9 protein-coding genes and 2 pseudogenes are annotated in these 16,581 nt (G+C 71.3%); 7 read left to right on the top strand and 4 right to left on the bottom strand.

What is annotated here, in order from left to right; genetic code table 11:
• The first annotated feature begins 11 nt into the window (after positions 1 to 11).
• Positions 12 to 458, top strand: a complete 447-nt coding sequence (locus ACGFWE_RS03210; protein ID WP_393597460.1) for a hypothetical protein — start codon at positions 12 to 14, stop codon at positions 456 to 458.
• Between the two features lie 41 nt (positions 459 to 499).
• Positions 500 to 3,703 carry a CHAT domain-containing protein gene (locus ACGFWE_RS03205; protein ID WP_393597458.1) on the top strand — a complete coding sequence of 1,068 codons (3,204 nt, stop codon included), beginning with the start codon at positions 500 to 502 and terminating at the stop codon, positions 3,701 to 3,703.
• Positions 3,704 to 3,719: 16 nt separating this feature from the next.
• On the opposite strand, the gene ACGFWE_RS03200 is transcribed toward ACGFWE_RS03205, so the two are convergent.
• Positions 3,720 to 4,481, bottom strand: coding sequence for a hypothetical protein (locus tag ACGFWE_RS03200; protein WP_393597456.1), 762 nt, complete (start codon positions 4,479 to 4,481; stop codon positions 3,720 to 3,722).
• A gap of 70 nt (positions 4,482 to 4,551) precedes the next feature.
• Here ACGFWE_RS03200 and ACGFWE_RS03195 point away from each other — a divergent pair, with 70 nt between their 5' ends.
• The gene (locus ACGFWE_RS03195; RefSeq protein ID WP_393597454.1) at positions 4,552 to 8,460 is read left to right on the top strand and encodes a CHAT domain-containing protein; all 3,909 of its coding nucleotides are present in this window, start codon (positions 4,552 to 4,554) and stop codon (positions 8,458 to 8,460) included.
• A 718-nt stretch (positions 8,461 to 9,178) separates the two neighbouring features.
• A pseudogene (locus ACGFWE_RS03190) lies at positions 9,179 to 9,340 on the top strand (pirin family protein); the annotation flags it as partial.
• 425 nt (positions 9,341 to 9,765) lie between these two features.
• On the opposite strand, the pseudogene ACGFWE_RS03185 reads toward ACGFWE_RS03190, so the two are convergent.
• From ACGFWE_RS03185 to ACGFWE_RS03175, 3 genes and pseudogenes are all read right to left on the bottom strand, one after another.
• Positions 9,766 to 10,285 (bottom strand): annotated as a pseudogene (locus ACGFWE_RS03185) (hypothetical protein); the annotation flags it as partial.
• A 415-nt stretch (positions 10,286 to 10,700) separates the two neighbouring features.
• Positions 10,701 to 11,816: a glycoside hydrolase family 19 protein gene (locus ACGFWE_RS03180; RefSeq protein WP_393597452.1), complete on the bottom strand. Its 1,116-nt coding sequence runs from the start codon at positions 11,814 to 11,816 to the stop codon at positions 10,701 to 10,703.
• A gap of 76 nt (positions 11,817 to 11,892) precedes the next feature.
• On the bottom strand, positions 11,893 to 14,091 hold the full coding sequence (locus ACGFWE_RS03175; protein ID WP_393597450.1) for an RICIN domain-containing protein: 2,199 nt from the start codon (positions 14,089 to 14,091) through the stop codon (positions 11,893 to 11,895).
• Between the two features lie 210 nt (positions 14,092 to 14,301).
• Between ACGFWE_RS03175 and ACGFWE_RS03170 the strand changes: the two genes are divergently transcribed.
• From ACGFWE_RS03170 to ACGFWE_RS03160, 3 genes are all read left to right on the top strand, one after another.
• Complete coding sequence (locus tag ACGFWE_RS03170) at positions 14,302 to 14,505, top strand: hypothetical protein (RefSeq protein ID WP_352384706.1); 204 nt, start codon at positions 14,302 to 14,304, stop codon at positions 14,503 to 14,505.
• A 123-nt stretch (positions 14,506 to 14,628) separates the two neighbouring features.
• Complete coding sequence (locus ACGFWE_RS03165; RefSeq protein ID WP_352384708.1) at positions 14,629 to 15,708, top strand: YihY/virulence factor BrkB family protein; 1,080 nt, start codon at positions 14,629 to 14,631, stop codon at positions 15,706 to 15,708.
• Positions 15,709 to 15,764: 56 nt separating this feature from the next.
• On the top strand, positions 15,765 to 16,313 hold the full coding sequence (locus ACGFWE_RS03160; protein WP_352384709.1) for a phosphatase PAP2 family protein: 549 nt from the start codon (positions 15,765 to 15,767) through the stop codon (positions 16,311 to 16,313).
• Positions 16,314 to 16,581: the final 268 nt, after the last annotated feature.

Below are 16,581 nucleotides of genomic sequence, written 5' to 3'. Positions count from 1 at the left end.
GGAGAGGCGACGTGACCGGGACGGACACGGCGGACGGGGCCATGTCGGGGCCGTTGAGCTGGGACGACGTATGCGAGCGGTTCCACGACATCCGGGTGGGCGCGCACGCCCACTCGCTACAGGGCGAGTGGCGGACGCTGGCGACCGAGCCCGGTCCGCCCACCGCCGCCCTGCTGTCGCGATGGCGGGACCTGGTCGCCGAGATCGAGCGGCTCGACGCGGGCCGGGACGACTCGACCGTACGGCACGGCGACGACGACGAGACAGCAGCCGACCGGGAGACGGACAGCGCCTGGCTCGACGAATGGGAGCCCGTGAGCGAGGAGTTCGGCTGCCCCGGTGACCTGTGCCGCCGGGTCCGGACCACTCTGCTGCTCGCGCCGAGATGCTGGCTGCTGGACCGCGACATGAAGCCGCTCCCCCACACCCCGGAGCCCGCCCCGGACGGCACGCGCTGAGCGCGGCGACGGATCCTGGGGAGCACGCCGACCGCGACCCCGTGGCGGAACTCGGCGCGCTTCTGCACGACGGCCAGAAGACGGACGCGGCCACCGCGCTGCTCGCCGACTCGGCCCTGCGGCTCGCCGACGAGGTGCTCGCCGACGTCGACTGGACGCCTCGTGACGGAACGGACGTGCCCGTCGAGGCGCTGCGCACCGCCTCGCTGGTGGCGCGGTTCCACCGACAGCGCGGGCAACACGATCCCGGACGGCACGCCGACGAGGTCCGCTCCGGCGCGGAGGTGTTGCTGGCCGCCCTGGCGCTCACCTCCGCCGGACCCGATCCAGACCTGCTGGTCAAGTACCGGGTTGCCTACCGCGGTGTCCCGGACACGCAGGTCCTGGCGCTTGCCCGGCACGCGGTGGGCATGCGTGTGCTCGGGCACGCGGAGCGCGCGAACGACACCGATGCCGTGCGCCGTGCCCTGGTCCTGTTGCACGGTGCGCTCGCGGTGGCCCCGCCGGACCACCCCCACCTGTCCGCACTCCACAGCAACCGGGGCACCGCGCACTGGGCGCTGTTCGAGCGGACCGGCGACCGGCGGGCGCTGGACGCGGCGGTGGCCGATTTCGCCCGCGCGTCCGGCGCGCCGGACGGCAGTGTGCGCCCCGCCGCCACACCGCACGGCGGCCGGGACCGTGCCGCCCTGCTGGGCAATCTGGGCGCGTCACTGACCGCGCGTTTCGAGGTCGCGGGCGGTGCCACGACGGACCTGGAGGCGGCCGTGTACGTTCAGCGCCTGGCCCTGCGGGCCACGCCATGCGACGATCCGGACCGCGCGCTGTACCAGTCGAACCTCGGCTCGACGCTCATCACCCGCTATGAGCACACCGGCGACGCGCGCTCGCTCGCCGAGGCGGTCCGGCTGCTGACCGACAGCGTGCGCGGCACTCCGGCGGACGGACCCGAACAAGCGGACCGGCGGGGGAACCTGGCGTGGGCGCTGGCGTGCCACTTCGAGCAGACGGCGGACACGGCCGCCCTGAGGGCCGCGCTCGAGCACATGACGCACGCGGTCGCGGCGACCTCGCCCGACCACCCGGACTGGGCGTTGCGGCTGGGCAACCTCGCCGGCATCTGCCTGCACGTCTTCAACCGGACGAAGGAGGAAACGGCACTCGAACTGGCCGAGGACGCTCTCGAAGACGCGCTGAGCCGCCCGCACCGGCTGCGGCGGGCGCATCTGTTGAACCTCGGCAGCGTGCACCAGCGGCGCTACGACGTAGGGGGCGGCGCCGAGCACGCCAGGGCGGCCGTCGCGGCGTACGAGCAGGCCCTCGCGCTGACCCCGGTGGGTCACCCCGACCGTCCGGGCACGCTCTCCAACCTGGGCAACGCGCTCATCGGCCGCTACCGTGCCGACCGGTCCCCGTCCGACCTCGACCGGGCGGTGGGCCTGCTCCGCGAAGCCGGGCGCGCCCCGGCCGGCGATCCGGACCGCTGCCGTTACCTGACCAACCTGGGCGCGGCTCACGAGGAACGCGCGAAAACGGTGCCGTCGGCCCGCACCCGGCGCTCGTCCCCCGCCGTTCGGGAGCGGGAGCGCGCGCTCGCCGCCTACGCGGCGGGAGCGCGCGTGCCGACCGCGCCCGTACTGGGGCGGGCCAGGGCCGCACTGTATCGGGGGCGGCTGGCGGCGGCGGTCGATCCGCTGCGGGCGGATGCCGTCGACGGCTACCGGGATGCCGTAGGTCTGCTGGAGGCCCTGGCCTGGTTCGGGCTGGGGCGGCTCGACCAGGAGCGGCTGCTGCGGGACTTCTCCGGAGTGGCCGGCGAAGCCGCCGCCTGTGCCATCGCACAGGGGCGCCACGAGCTGGCGCTGGAACTGCTGGAGCAGGGGCGGGGCGTGCTGCTGGCCCAGGCGGTGGGCGGGCGCGGCGGCCACGACCTGCTCGACCGGACCCGGCCCGAGCTGGCCCGTCGGCTGCGTCGGCTCCAGGACGTCCTCGAACGCCGTACGTTCGACTGGCGGGAGCCACCGGAGCCCTCGGACCCGGCGCTCGCCCAGGCCATGGCACGTTGCTCGGCGGCGGCCGCCGAACGGGAGGCGCTGCTGGCGAGCATCCGGCGGCTGCCGGGGCTGGAGAGGTTTCTGCTGCCGCCGGACGCCGCCGAACTGCGCGCCGCCGCCGAGCACGGCCCGGTGGTCGTCGTCAACGTGAGCGGGCTACGCTGCGACGCGCTCGTCGTCACCACCGGCGGCGTGCGCTGTGTCCCGCTGCCCGGTCTGACCCGGGACCGCCTGCGCACAGCGGCCCGTGCCCACCTGCGGCTCGTCGCGGGGCTGCGGCGGCCCGGCCCGCCCCAGCAGCGCACGGCCGCCGCCGAGACCCTGCGCGAGACGCTGGCCTGGCTGTGGAGCGCCGTGGCCGATCCCGTGCTCGCCGACCTCGGCCTGGACCACCGCGACGACGCCTGGCCCCGCCTGTGGTGGTGCCCCACCGGGCCTCTCTCCCTGCTGCCCCTGCACGCCGCCCAGCGCTACGACCCGGCCCGCCTGCGCGACACAGGGGTTGCCGACCGGGTGGTCTCCTCCTACACACCCACCCTGCGCTCCCTGATCGCCTCGCGGGAGCCTCCGGAGGTGCCCGAGGACTCCGCGGGCCCGCGCGGTCTGCTCACGGTCTGTGTACCGCGTGTCCCGGGCAGGCCGCCGCTGCGGCACGCCGCGAGGGAGGTGCGGGCGGTTCGTGCCGCGCAGCCCCCGGGACCGGAAAACCGCTTCCTGGTGATGGCCGGACACGGGGCGACTCTGGCGCGCGTCACGGCCGAACTCCGCCGGCACCGCGGGCTGCTCTTCGTGGGCCACAGCGCCCAGAACCCGAGCGACCCTGGCCGCGCTGCCCTCTACACGCAGGACGGTCCGCTCACCATGCGGGAGATCGCCGCGCTGCGGCTGCGCAGCGCCGACCTCGCCTATCTGTCTTCGTGCGAGAGCGCGTTGGGCGACGTGACCCTGCCCGACGAGGCGCTCTCCCTGGCCGGCGCGCTCCAGATCGCCGGGTTCCGGCAGGTGGTGGCGAGCCTGTGGTCGGTGCTCGACGCGGGTGCACCAGAGATCACCGGCGGCTTCTTCGCCCGCCGGGCGATGCCCGCGCCGGGAGGCGAGGACTCGGCGACGGCGCTGCACGCCGTGCTGCGTTCCGCGCGCCTGACGAATTCGCCACTGGTCTGGGCCGGCTACTGCCACACCGGCAACTGAACCCGCTCCGCACGCCTCACCGCATGATCGGCAGATCTGCGTTGAGCCGCCGGGCCCCGAAGAGATAGGCGGACTGCGGCTGGATGTAGCACGTGTCGAGGCGGCCGTACTCGATGTCGTACGCCGACACCCTGATGATGCCCTCGTCGGCGGGATCCTGGGCGAAGTCCATGAGCCGCCGGCGCAGTTCGGCGGCGCCCGACGACGCCGGGTCGAGGTCGCAGACCTCCATGAGACGCACCTGCCGGTACGACTGCCCAGGCACCCGATGCGGACCGTCCAGCACCGTGCGTACGGCGACGAAGTCGACGGTCGTGAGATCGACGCCGAGGTCCGGGTGCCCCACCTCGGCCAGTTCCTCATCCAGTTCACGGCGCAGGCACTCCGACGTGGACTCCCGCCCCTCGCCCTTGGCCCACCAGCGCGCGAATCTGGCCAGCGCTCTGGGTGACACGAAACCCCGGAGGTCGTGCCGCATGTTGGCGTGGCTGCGCGGCTCCTCGTGGAAGCCGAGGCGCTCCAGGTCCTGGCGCGCCCCGGCGGAGTACTTGGCGACGCCGCCGGGCGGGCCGTAGGAGCCGGGACGGCGTGGCGAGTGGAACAGGACGTACCCGCCGTCGTCCTGGACACGCAGCAGCACCGCTGCCGACACTCGCATCCGTCGGCCGGGCCGCAGGGCCGGCAGCAGCAACCGCAGTCTGCGCCGGTGCAGCCACAGTCCGGCCACGCCGGAACCGAGCGCCGACACGATCAGCCCGGTCAGAATTTCCTCCAGCACTGTCCCACCCCCGAATGACGTCGCGCCGGAATCGCCTCCGCGTTAGTTGTGTCCCTTCGACAATGTCCCCATGGCCCGCGACCGTGACACACCTGTCCCCTCCCAATTCCCGGGCGCCCTGATCCGGCAGGCAGCGAGGCGGTCGCGCAACCGTCTGGCCGCGCACTGGAACGACCGCGCCGCCGTCTGGATGGAGCGGGCCGAAGGGCGGGCCGCCGGCAGGCGGCTGCGCCGGGCCGAGCGTCTGCTGCGGCGCGCGATCGGGGTCACCGCGTCCGATCGGGCCCGTCGGCACTTCCACCTCAACCTCAGCCTGCTGCTCCAGCAGCGCCACGAACTGTCGCTGTCCGACGGCCCGTCGGATGCGGTGGAAGCGGTCATGGCCGCCCGCCACGCCCTCGCCGGGCTGTCGGCGGAGGAGGCTTGGTGGTGCGACGCCCTGTGCACCCTCGCGGACGCGCTCCTGCTGGTGCACGCGACGGACCCGGACGTCGGCACGGGCACCGGATCCGAGGAGGCCGTGCAGTGCCTTGTGCGGGCCGTCGCCGATGTCCCGGATGGGTTCGATGAGCTGCCGATCCTGGTCGTCCGGCTCGGCAACGCGCTAGAGACGTGGGTGGATTCGGGGGCAGCCGATACCGACAGGTTCGACCGGTCCATCGGTGTGGCCCGTGACGCGGTGGCGGAGGTCACCGGCGACGAGCAGCCCACGGCACGGTTGGCACTGGCCCAGGTGTTGTGCTCCGTCGCCCTGGCCGCCGGGTGGACGGCCGCCCTCGACGAGGGCATCGGCATCTACCGTGATCTCGCGCGTGAACTACCCGCCGACAGTGGGGTGTTGCACGCCCTCGGCACAGCCCTGCTGCTGCGCGACGAGGTCGGGCACGCCCCCGATGCGGTCGCCGAAGGGCTGGACGCGCTGCGGGCCGCGGTCTCCGCCGCCGACCTGGAGAGCGCCGAACGACGCGCGGTGGAGCAGGACTTGGGGGCGGCCCTGCACATCTCGTACGAGCACACCGGGGACCTCATGCTCCTCGACGAGGCAATCACGCTGCTCAGCGCCACGGTCGACGGCCCGCCCGACGGGGAGCCCGGACTCTCCGTGCGCAGACTGCGCCTCGGGATCGTCCTGGACGCCCGGGCCACCCGCACCGGCGAGGCGGGCGACGCGCGTGAGGCCGCGGAGCTGTTGCGCCAAGCCCTGGCCGATCCCGCGGTCGAGGAGGACGACGAGGAACTCGCCGGCGTCCTGCTGGCTCTGGCGAACGCCCTGCTGACGCTGGCCGAACTCACCGGCGAACCGGGCCTGGTTCCGAAGGCCGTCGGCCATCTGCGGACGGCCGCGCATGCGGCCACCGGCACGCTCCTGCGGGTCCGGATCCACTCCGGTCTGAGCAGCGCCCTACGGTCGTCCTTTACGCAGGGTGGTCCCCCGACCGACCTGGACGACGCGGTGACGGCCGGACGCACGGCGGTGCGGCTGGCCGGAGACGGTACGGGGGACCTTCCCGCCTGCCTCACCAATCTCGCCAACGCCCTTGCCGACCAGTTCGACCGGACCGGAACCGGGGCACCCGAGCTCCTCGACGAGGCCATCGTCCACGCCAGGGCCGCCGTGGCCGGATCGTGGCCGGGGCGCCCCGGCCACGGCGGTTCCCTCTCCTGCCTGGGTGTGTGCCTCACCGCGGAGTACGAGTCGGTCAAGGACCTCTCGGTACTGACGGAAGCGGTACAGCAGCACCGCGAGGCGCTGCGCGTCACCGCCTCCGACGACGTCCGGCGCCCCGGCTATCTGTCGAACGCCGCCACCGCGCTCGGTCTGCTGCACGAGCACACGTCCGACGCCGACGCGCTGGCCGAGGCGGTCGAGGCCGCACGCGAGGCCGTGGCCACCGCCGCCGAGCACGACCCCGACCGGCATCTCTACCTCCAGGTCCTGGCCCGGGTCCTGCGCGAGCGGCACTTCGCCGCCCGCCGCGCCGCCGAGCCGCACTCCGGCATCTATCTCCATCAGGCCCTGGAGGCCGGACGCCGTGCCGTTCGGAGTCTGCCTTCCGGCGCCCCGACGAGCGCCGCCTGCTGGGGGAATCTCGCCGCCGACCTCCTGCTGAGCCACCAGGAAGGGCTGAGCGAAGACGACGGTGACCTCACGGAAGCGCTCGCCCTGCTGACCGGAGAAGCTGCCGCCCTGTCACCCGGCACCCCGGAACGCGCCCTGTCGCTCTACAACCTCGGCCTGGCCCGGGTCGCACGGTACGAGAGCACCCACGACGGCGCCGAACTGCCCTTGGCCGTCACCGCGTTCACGGAGGCGGAGACGATCACAGCGGCGTCGCCCATGCTGCGCGCCGAGGCCGCCCTGGAACACGGACGGGCCGCCGCCGCGGCTCACCAGTGGCGGATCGCGGTCGAGGGCTTCGAGCGGGCGCTCGACCTGCTGCCACTGCTGCCGTTCGCCCGGCTGGACCGCGGTGACCAGGAGTACGTCCTCACCGTCTTCGCCGGTCTGGGCCGCGATGCCGCCGCCTGTCTGCTCGCCTGCCCGGGCGCGGATCCGCGGCGCGCCGTGGAACTGGCCGAACAGGGGCGTGGAGTGCTGCTCGACGCGATGTTCTACCCGGAGAGCGAGGTGGCCGCGCTGCGTCGGATCGCCCCCGACCCGGCTGAGCGGTTCGAGCGGCTGCGGGACCGGCTCGACGCACGGCGCTCGCGCCAGTGGTCCCGCCGTTCCGGCAGCGCGGTCCGCCATCCGGGGCCGCCCGCCGGACGGGAGTCCGCCGACAGCCGCAAGGCGCTGGCGGCCGAACTGGACGACGTGGTGGGGCAGATCCGCGCGCTGGACGGCATGGCACACTTCGCGCGAGCCCCTGCCGTCGGTGAACTCCTCGACGGTTCCCTCGCCGACCAGGGCCCGGTCGTCGTGGTCAACGTCAGCCGCTACCGGTCCGACGCCCTTGTGCTGACCGGCGACGGAGTGCGGGTCGTCCCCCTGCCCGGGCTCACCCCCGACCGGCTGGACCGAGCCGTTGCCCTGCATCTGCACACGCTCCGCGCGATACGCGCCACGGGCGGTCGCGACCGGGCCAACCGCCACCGGATGTCCGAGCGGCTTGCCGAGGTCTGCGCTTGGCTCTGGCACAGCGTGGCCGGCCCGGTGCTGGACGCGCTCGAACTGACACCGCGCGAACACGGCCGACCCAGGCTGTGGTGGTGCCCCACGGGACCACTGACCCTGCTGCCGCTGCACGCCGCCCAGCGCTACGACGCCCGTCTCGGCCGGGACGACGGGGTGCCCGACCGGGCGATCTCGTCGTACACCCCCACCCTGCGCGCCCTGGCGACCGCCCGACGACCGCGCCCGACGACGGTCAGTCTCCGGGACCGGGGCAGCGACGGCGACGTCCTGGTCGCCTCAGTGGCGCGCGTGCCGGGGTTGCGCCCGCTGGCCTTCGCCGAGGATGAGGTTGCAGCGGTCTCCGACGCCTGTCCGAGGACGCCGGAGGTCCTGCAGGCCGGCGGGGCGACCCGGGAGGCGGTCACCGTAGGGCTGACGCGGCATCGCTGCTGGCACTTCATCGGGCACAGCAGACAGGATCTGCTGAACTCCGGGCTGGCGGCGATCCGGCTGGCCGACGGCGAACTGACCGCCCTCGACCTGGCGAGCCTGCGACTGCACGGCGCGGAACTGGCCTACCTGTCGTCGTGTGAGAGCGCCACAACGGGCACCGGCGTGCCGGACGAGCCGCTCCATCTCGCTCTTAGCTGCCAGATCGCCGGCTACCGGCACACCGTCGGCACGATGTGGTCGGTGCTGGACCACTCGGCCGCGGAGATGGCTGGCCTGTTCTACACCAACCTGACGGTGGACGGCCGCCTGGCCCCCGAGACAGCGGCCGACGCCCTACACAAGGCCGTCATGCACCTGCGGCGCACTTCTCCGATGGAGGTCTGGGCGGCCTATCTGCACGCCGGCACATGACCACGGCTGCTCCGGGGACCAGCACACCCGGCAACCGTCCGAAGCCAATCCGGGGCCTTGGGTCAAGGCCCTACCTCGGAGGCGAGCAGATTCTTTGGCCGACCTGCGTGTTGGGGTCCGGGACGTGGGTTGGTGGCGGACGCTCCCCACCAAGCTGGCAGGCTCGAAGCTGCGTGTTCGATCCTGGTCACGCCGTGATCCAGGCAGACCGGATACCCGGTTATCTCGGCGAGCCGTGGACAGAACGAGCAAGCAAAGGTTTTGGTCAGGTACGACACACGGTGACGGTGGCGGACCACGAACCGGAACATGGGCCACTTCATTGCTCGTCAGCAACTGCGTGATCAGGTAACGCGTTTAGAAGGCGCTTCAGTTGCTCTGTCCGCCGCGTGGTATATCTGGGCAATGACAGCCCGGTTTGCCAACGGTGTCTGTTGTTGCGCGGGGCCGATGGGAAGAGGGCCGCTCGCCTTCAGCGGCTGTCCATGCGGCGTGCTGTAGCTGCACGATGCGCGGATCGGCTGTGGAGTGTTGTGACGAGTGCCAGTGCCGGACGGAAGGCATGCGGCAGCGAATCGATCGCAGCGGGGAAGCTCCAGCGCCTATAAGAAAAAGTAGGGGCAAATCGCCCCACGACTGACGGCTCGGATGCTGACTTTTGCTGACTTTGAGGGACTCGCGCGGCCCTCACCTGCGGAAACGCCCGATGATGCAATGGTTCTGGAACTGGATCGGGCGGTCACAGGGGGAGATCGAGCAGGCGCGTCAGGACTGGATGACAGGGACGCGGTTCGGTGAGGTGAAGGGGTACGACGGGGCGCCGCTGCCGGCTCCTGAACTGCCTCCGGTGGCGTTGAAGCCACGGGGGAGGGTGCGCTGACCTGCAGCGAGGTGCTGGTGAAGTTGCGTGGGACAGATGTGCTGCCTTCCGCCCTCGCATTGCAGCCAAGCCAGAAGCCCGTGTGAGGGGCGGGGATTCCTGACGGCGCCGCGCATGGCGGACGCCTCCGGGCGGACCCACACCCGCGAGCCGGCACCGTCGCGCAGGTACGATCGACGACCACACCTCGGCGCCGCCTGGTCGGCCCAGCGGCTGCACCTCGACGTCGTCGGCGTGGCCGATCCGGGATGGCCGCCGGAGCACATCACGCTGCAGTCGCTGCCCATGCTCAGCACGGTGCGCGTCGCCCACCGACAGAGGGAGCGGGCGTGGGCCGGTCCGGAGGACCGCCGTGCGCAACCCGAACTCCGGTATGTCCGCCGGCGGCGATGCGGCAGGCGCGTCCGGGAGCCGATTTCGCCGGTTCACTTCGAGGGCTGGTCGTCGCGGTCGTCCTGGAGCGTGCGACGACGTTCCTGTTCGCGCTTGGAGTAGGCGGCTTGCCCGGATCGCCTCGTCGCTCTCCAAGCCCGATCCCAGCGCGCCGCCCACGGTGGCGACCGAAGCGACGAACCAGGCCAAGGTCCAGTACTCCGCGGCGTGCAGCGGGGTCCGTGTCATGGAAGCGAACACTCGGTCGTTGAAAATGAACAGAGCCCACACGAGGTTGATGGCCATCAAGCCCGCGTAGCAGACGAGCACCCCGATGCCCACGGTCACGACCGTCGAGGCGTTGTAGAGAACCGTCCTCTTCCTCGCTTCCGGTGAGACCTCTGTTGTTCGATGCCACAGGTTCGCGTCCACGATCAGCCAGCCGATCATGAGCGCGACAGACCCGACCATGGCGATCACGAGGCAGGGCGTGCTCAGGGATGCGGCCAGGCTCCAGACGGTGGAGTTCACGGTGGCGACGGCTCCCGTGGCGAGTGCGGCCGCCAGGACCTTCAGCGGCGACGAGACCTCGGGCCCGGACGACGACATGGGCATGGGCGGAGCCCCCACCCTCCGGAGTGCCGTGAGAAATGCCTTCAGGTATGCCGGGTGGTCAGGACGGCGACGGCGCTCAGGGCAGTCAGGGTGAAAGCGGCGGCATGCGTATGGAGCTGTACGAAAAGTTCTGCGGCTCCGGGACCGCTGTGCAGCCGCTGGACGACATCGCCGAACAGGCGGGGAAGGCCGGGGCCGACGGGAAGGAGCTGGACCCTGCTGCCGAGAAGCTCTGCTCCAGGCCGTCGGCGCTCTGGGGGAGCAGGGTCCGGACGTTCGGGCGTGGGCGGTCGCGGGGATCGCCACGACCGGCGCCGGAGCGGCGCCCAGAGCCGTGGTCAGGGATGTCAACGTACGCATGTCGTACCCCCGTTCAGCAGTAGAGGTTGCCGCCGGGGGCGACCCCGAGGATGGACGTGAAGCGGTTGTAGGCGTCGACGCGGCTCTGCACCTGGGCGGGGTTGCGGCCGTCGCACTCCAGGGAGCCGTTGATGGAACGGATGGTCTGGCCGAAGCCGGCCTGGTTGGCCATGGCGTTGTGCGGGGTCATGGTGCCGGGGCCGGACTGGGTGTTCCAGTACCAGAGACCGGTCTTCCAGGCCACGGCGGAGTCGTTCTGCACCAGCCAGGGGTTGTTGAGCAGGTCGATCCCCAACGCGTCGCCCGCCGCCTTGTAGTTGAAGTTCCAGGACAGCTGGATCGGGCCGCGTCCGTAGTACGCGGCCTGCCCCGCCGGGCAGCCGTACGGCTGGTTCCAGTCGCAGTACGTGGGGTAGTTGGCGGTGTTCTGCTCGACGATGTGGACGAGGCCGCCCGTTTCATGGTTCACATTGGCGAGGAAGGCCGCGGCCTCCTGCTTCCGCACCGTGTCGCTGCCGGTGGTGGCGAAGCCGGGGTAGGCGCTCAGTGCCGCGACCAGGCCGCTGTGGGTGTAGAAGGAGTTCCGGTTCGGGAACATCTGGTTGAACTGGGCCTCGCTGACGACGAATCCGGACGGTGTGCTGCCGCCGCCGCTCGCGGGCGCGTTCCACTTCTGATTGGCCGTACCGGCACAGGTCCAGATCTGGAGCCGGGTGCCGTTGGCGCTGTTGTTGCCGGTGACGTCCAGGCACTTGTTCGCGGCCGGGTTGACTATGTCGCGCGCGGCGGAGACCACCCACTGCTGGTTGGTGCCGCCGGAGCAGTCCCACAGCCGTACGGCCGCCCCGTCGGCGGTGCTGCGGTCGGCGACGTCCAGACACTTGCCGAGCGCCCGCAGGGTCCCGTCACCGGGGTTGGACCAGATCTGGGCGCCGGTGCCGTTGCAGTCGTAGAGCTGAACGGCCGTGCCGTTGGCGGTGCTCGCGCCCGCCACGTCGACGCACTTGCCGGCGAGGCCGGTGATCGTGCCGGAGGCGGCGTGTGCGGGTGTCACCGTGAACAGCGCGGTGAGGACGGCGGCCAGGACGGGGAAGACCGCGAAGCGGCCGCTGCGGAGGGATACGGACATGGGTGAGCACGCTCCTTGAGGGGGGTGGAGGAGGCCGCCCCCGTCGAGGAGGGGGCGGCCGAAGGACGGAGCTCTTCTACGGGTAGCTGGTCAGATTCGCCACGTTGGTCGAGGAGTTGGACGGGCCGCCGGTGCCGTTGACGACGTGCCGGATGGTGCCGGTGCCGCCGAGGGAGACGGTCACCATGCTCTGGAAGCGCACACCGGAGGTGTTGGGCGCCTCGATGGCCCGTTCGGCGGCCACGCCCGGGTTGACGTTGAAGTAGCAGTAGCTGCCGAGGCCGTAGGCCTGGTGGATGGTGACGGAGTCGGCGACCTTGTAGGCGGCGTAGCCCTGCGTGGAGCCGTTCATCCAGGCGGCCTGGTTGGGCGGGTCGTAGGGCATCTCGTTCTGGTAGAAGTACGTGCGGCCGCCGTTGCCGTTCCAGATGGTCTGGTACTTCTGGTATTGCTCGACGAACAGGCCGTACGCGGTGACGTTGTCGCCGTTGACGATGAGGCCGGTGTCCGCGGTGTTGCTGGTCCAGCCGACGCCGCTGCCGTGGTCGGCGCGCCAGATCCAGGTGTGGTCGGCGATGACGTTGTCGCTGTTGATGACGAGGCTGGTGGTCGCCTTGCCGACGCCCGCGCCGCCGACGCGGAAGTACACGTCGTGCAGGGAGGTCGGGTTCGCGGCGTGGGAGGCGGAGGAGCCGGCGGGCCCGACCTCCATCAGGGTGGGCGAGTTGGTGGTGCCCGCGTCGAAGAGGACACCCGCGACCTTCACACCGTCGACGTCGGCCACCTTCATCGCGGTGACGCCGTTGTCCGGCACGAACGTGGCGAGCCCCAGGCCGAGGACCACGGTGTCGGCACGGTTCACCTGGAGTGTCTGGTTGAGGTGGTAGACACCCGGCGTGACCAGGAGGTTCTTGCCCGCCGCCAGAGCCGCGTTGATGTCCGCGGCACTCGCGCCAGGCTTGACGACGTAGAAGGTGTCCAGGGACAGGGAGCTGCCGGGCGGGGAGCCCTTCGCCCAGCTGGTGCCCGAGGAGTCGGACCGCACCGACGGCACGAACACCTTGTAGGCGCCGTCGCCGTCGACGTACAGGAAAGGCTTCTCCCAGCTGACCGGGGACTGCGCGACCGTGGTGTGGGGCGGGTTGGGGAAGGTGGTGCCGGGGACGCCCTGGCTGCCGACGAAGACCATGTTCCAGTTGGCGCCGGTCCAGCTGCCGAGCTGGGAGTTGCGGGTCAGCCACTGCTGCTGACTGCCGGAATTGACCTGACCGTCGATCTTCGTGTCGGCGAGCAGACCGCCGCTGGACCAGCCGTTGTCGTCCAGGGCGAGGTTGCCGCGCAGATGCATCCGACGGTAGGCAGCCGCCTGGGAGACCGCCCAACGGTCGCTGCCGCCGGTGGGGTTGACGGACAGGTTCTCCGCCCCGCGCCAGAAGTTCTGCGTCGCGTTGCCCTGGAACCAGTCGGCCTCGGCGTGCACCGCCCCGTTGATCGTGACCGCGTCCGGGGTCAGCCCCAGCCCCGCGACCTGGGTGTAGAAGCCGACGTTCGCGTCCGCGCTGTAGGAGCCGGGCTTGAACAGGACGGCGTAGCGCTGGGCGCCGAACTGATTGGTCTCCTGCTGCTGGAAGATCGAGTTCAGCCGCGACTGGATCGTCGAGGACGACATCGACGGGTCGAAGACGACCACGTTGGGGCCGAGGTCGGGGTTGGTGGCGGACGGGGTCACGGGAACCACCTGGAAACGCTGGGCCGCGCTGCCGTTGCAGGTGTACTGCACGAACTGCACGCTGTCGGCGGTCGAAGCGCCGGGATCGTCCAGGCACTTGCCGCTGTTGCGGTTGACGAAGTGATAGGCGCCGCCGCCCTCGTCGACGGGCAGCCACTGCTGGTTGGCGCCGCCGCCGTACGCCCAGAGGTGCACGGGCGCACTGTCGGCCGTGGAGACGTCGGCCACGTCCACGACCTGGCCGGTGTTGTTGCGGTTGCCGATGCGGACGTAACCGTCGCTGGTGGCGGTGAAACTCCACTGCTGAGCCGTACTGCTGTTGCAGGCGTACTGCTGGACGACGGTGCCGTTGGCGGTGCCGGCCGATCTGGCGTCCAGACACCGCCCACTTGCCGCGTTCATGACAGTAGAAAAGCCGGTGGGGAGGGCGGTGGGGAGTGCGGTGGCGGCCTCCGCGGGTGCGGATACGGCGGTCAGGGCGGACGCGGCGGCCATCGTGACGAGGGTGGCGGCGCCGGATCTACGGAGGCGCGTGAGGGTGTGCATGCGCAGAGCCCTTCATGGTGGGGGGTGGGGTGTCGCGAGGTGTCTGGCTGACCCGTGAACCTAAAGGTATGGACCACTTACGTCAAGAGATGAAGTAAGCTTTGAGGGAAGGGGGTTGAGGTGAGAAGCGCGCGGCTTCCGGTTCGGCAGGCTTGGGCGGCCGCTGCGGGGAACCCGGCTGGACGTCGTCGCCGGGAGGGAACCCGCGTTGTGATCGCCGTCGCCTTGTTGTTGCTGCCCGCTCTGGGGGCGCTGCTGTACGCCATGGACCGCATCGAGGACCGATTGTCGGCCGGGCCGCCCACACCCCGGCACGCCAGGGGACGTCACCTGCGGCTGGTCCGTGGCGCGGCCCCGTCCCGCACCGGGCGCAGTTCTGCCGGGCATCCCGCGCAAGACCTCGACGCGGCGTGACGTCACTGCCGGGGCGGCCGGGCGGACCGAGCCGTCGAGGACACAGCGGACCGGGCTGTCGAGGACACAAGCGGAATTCACCGGTGTCCTGATTGGGCGGAGGTTCGGGGGTACTCGGCGGGAATGAAGCTGCATCTTCCTGGACGCAAAGACCACCACGGCGGCGACGAGGCTCCGGAGCGCGAGGTCCCGTCGTCCGAGGAGGTGGGCCCCGGGTCCGCCGTGGAGGAGCGTGCTCCGGACACGCCGTCGCAGTTGCCGAAGACGGCCTGGGGGGCGGTGCTGCGGGGCAGCCTGCGGGAGTTCAAGGACGATGAACTGACCGACCGGGCCGCGGCGCTGACCTACTACGGTCTGCTGTCGCTCTTCCCGGCCATCCTGGTCCTGGTGTCGATGCTCGGCCTGACCGGCAAGTCCGCCACGGATACGGTGCTGAAGAATCTCAAGCAGTTCACCCCGGGCTCCGCCCGCGACATCATCACCGGGGCCGTCGAGCAGCTTCAGAACAACGCCGGCGTCGGATCGCTCATGGCGATCGTCGGCATCGTCCTGGCGGTGTGGTCGGCCTCCGGGTACGTGGCCGCGTTCATCCGTGCGGCCAACCGGGTCTACGACATGCCGGAGGGCCGCCCGATCTGGAAGATCCTTCCGGTGCGGGTCGGCCTGACGGTCGTCCTGATGGTGCTCGCCGTCATCAGCGCGCTGATCGTCGTCTTCACCGGCACCCTCGCCAGCAAGGCGGGCACGGCGATCGGGATCGGCGACACCGCCCTGACGGTGTGGTCGATCGCCAAGTGGCCCGTCCTGGTGGTCCTGGTCACGGTCATGATCGCGCTCCTGTACTGGGGCACGCCGAACGCCAAGGTGAAGGGGTTCAGGTGGATCACGCCGGGCAGCTTCCTCGCCCTGGTCATCTGGCTGGTCGCATCCGCCGGCTTCGCGTTCTACGTCGCCAACTTCGCCTCGTACAACAAGACCTACGGCACCATGGCCGGCGTCATCGTCTTCCTGGTGTGGCTGTGGATCAGCAACCTGGCGATCCTCCTGGGCCTGGAGTTCGACGCCGAGACCGTCCGGCAGCGGGCGATCGCCGGAGGGCTGCCGCCCGACAAGGAGCCCTACACGGAGCCGCGCGACACCAGGACGTGGGACGAGCAGGACCTCCGCAGGCTCGACGACCCAGGACCGGCGCACGGCGAGTGACGGGGTGATCCGGATCCGGGCTGATTATCTCGGGGAGCTTGGGACAACCGCAGGTCATGAGGTTGCTGACGGACTTGTATGAGGTCGACGAGGCTCTGACACGGCGGGCGGCTTCCCGGATCCCGCCGGGCGTTGCCAAGGCGTTGTCGGCGGTGGAGGAGTCCGCCGAGAGCACCAAGCTGTGGTGCGGTGCCGCCGCCGTGATGGCGTGGCAGGGCGGTTGGCGGGGCCGGAGGGCGGCGGCCGCCGGACTGGGCGCCCTGGTGGTGGCCCAGCTGGTGTCGAACGGCCTGTGCAAGCAATTGGCCGGTCGTCCCAGGCCGCCCGCGGAGTGGATCCCGCACGACGAGGTCGCCGACCGCCCCGACTCGTCCTCGTTCCCCTCCGGACACACGGCGGCCGCGGTCGCCTTCACCGCCGCGGTCGCCCCCACCTGGCCGGCCGCGGGCGCACTGTGCGCGGTGCCGGCCACCATGGTCGCCGTCGAACGGGTGCAGTCGGGGGCCCACTATCCCAGCGATGTCGTCGCCGGTGCCGCCATCGGCCTGGCCGGCGCCTGGCTCGTACGCCGTGCCCCGGCCCTGTTCCTGCGCCACTGGCTCTGACGCTCTTCCGCCAGAAGCTCTCCGGGGGCCATGCTCCGACGTCGATGAAAAACGAGGGTGCGCGTCGGCCCGCTCGAACCTGCTGAGCGGGCCGACGCCGCTGTGTGCCGGCAGCCCCACACCGCGGGCACACAAGGGACAAGCCACCGTGGGCCGCCGCCGCGGCTCCCCAGGGACCCATCGTGGGGGTAACCCGTATCCCACGAGGTAATCCTCGTGAGTTGTGACGCGTGGGACAGAGCCACCATTGACCGGGGGAGACGGTTCG

Source organism: Streptomyces sp. NPDC048523 (genome assembly GCF_043199815.1).
GTDB lineage: Bacteria > Actinomycetota > Actinomycetes > Streptomycetales > Streptomycetaceae > Streptomyces.
The sequence above is the reverse complement of the archived record's forward strand: the minus strand, read 5'-3'. Positions and strand labels throughout refer to the sequence as shown.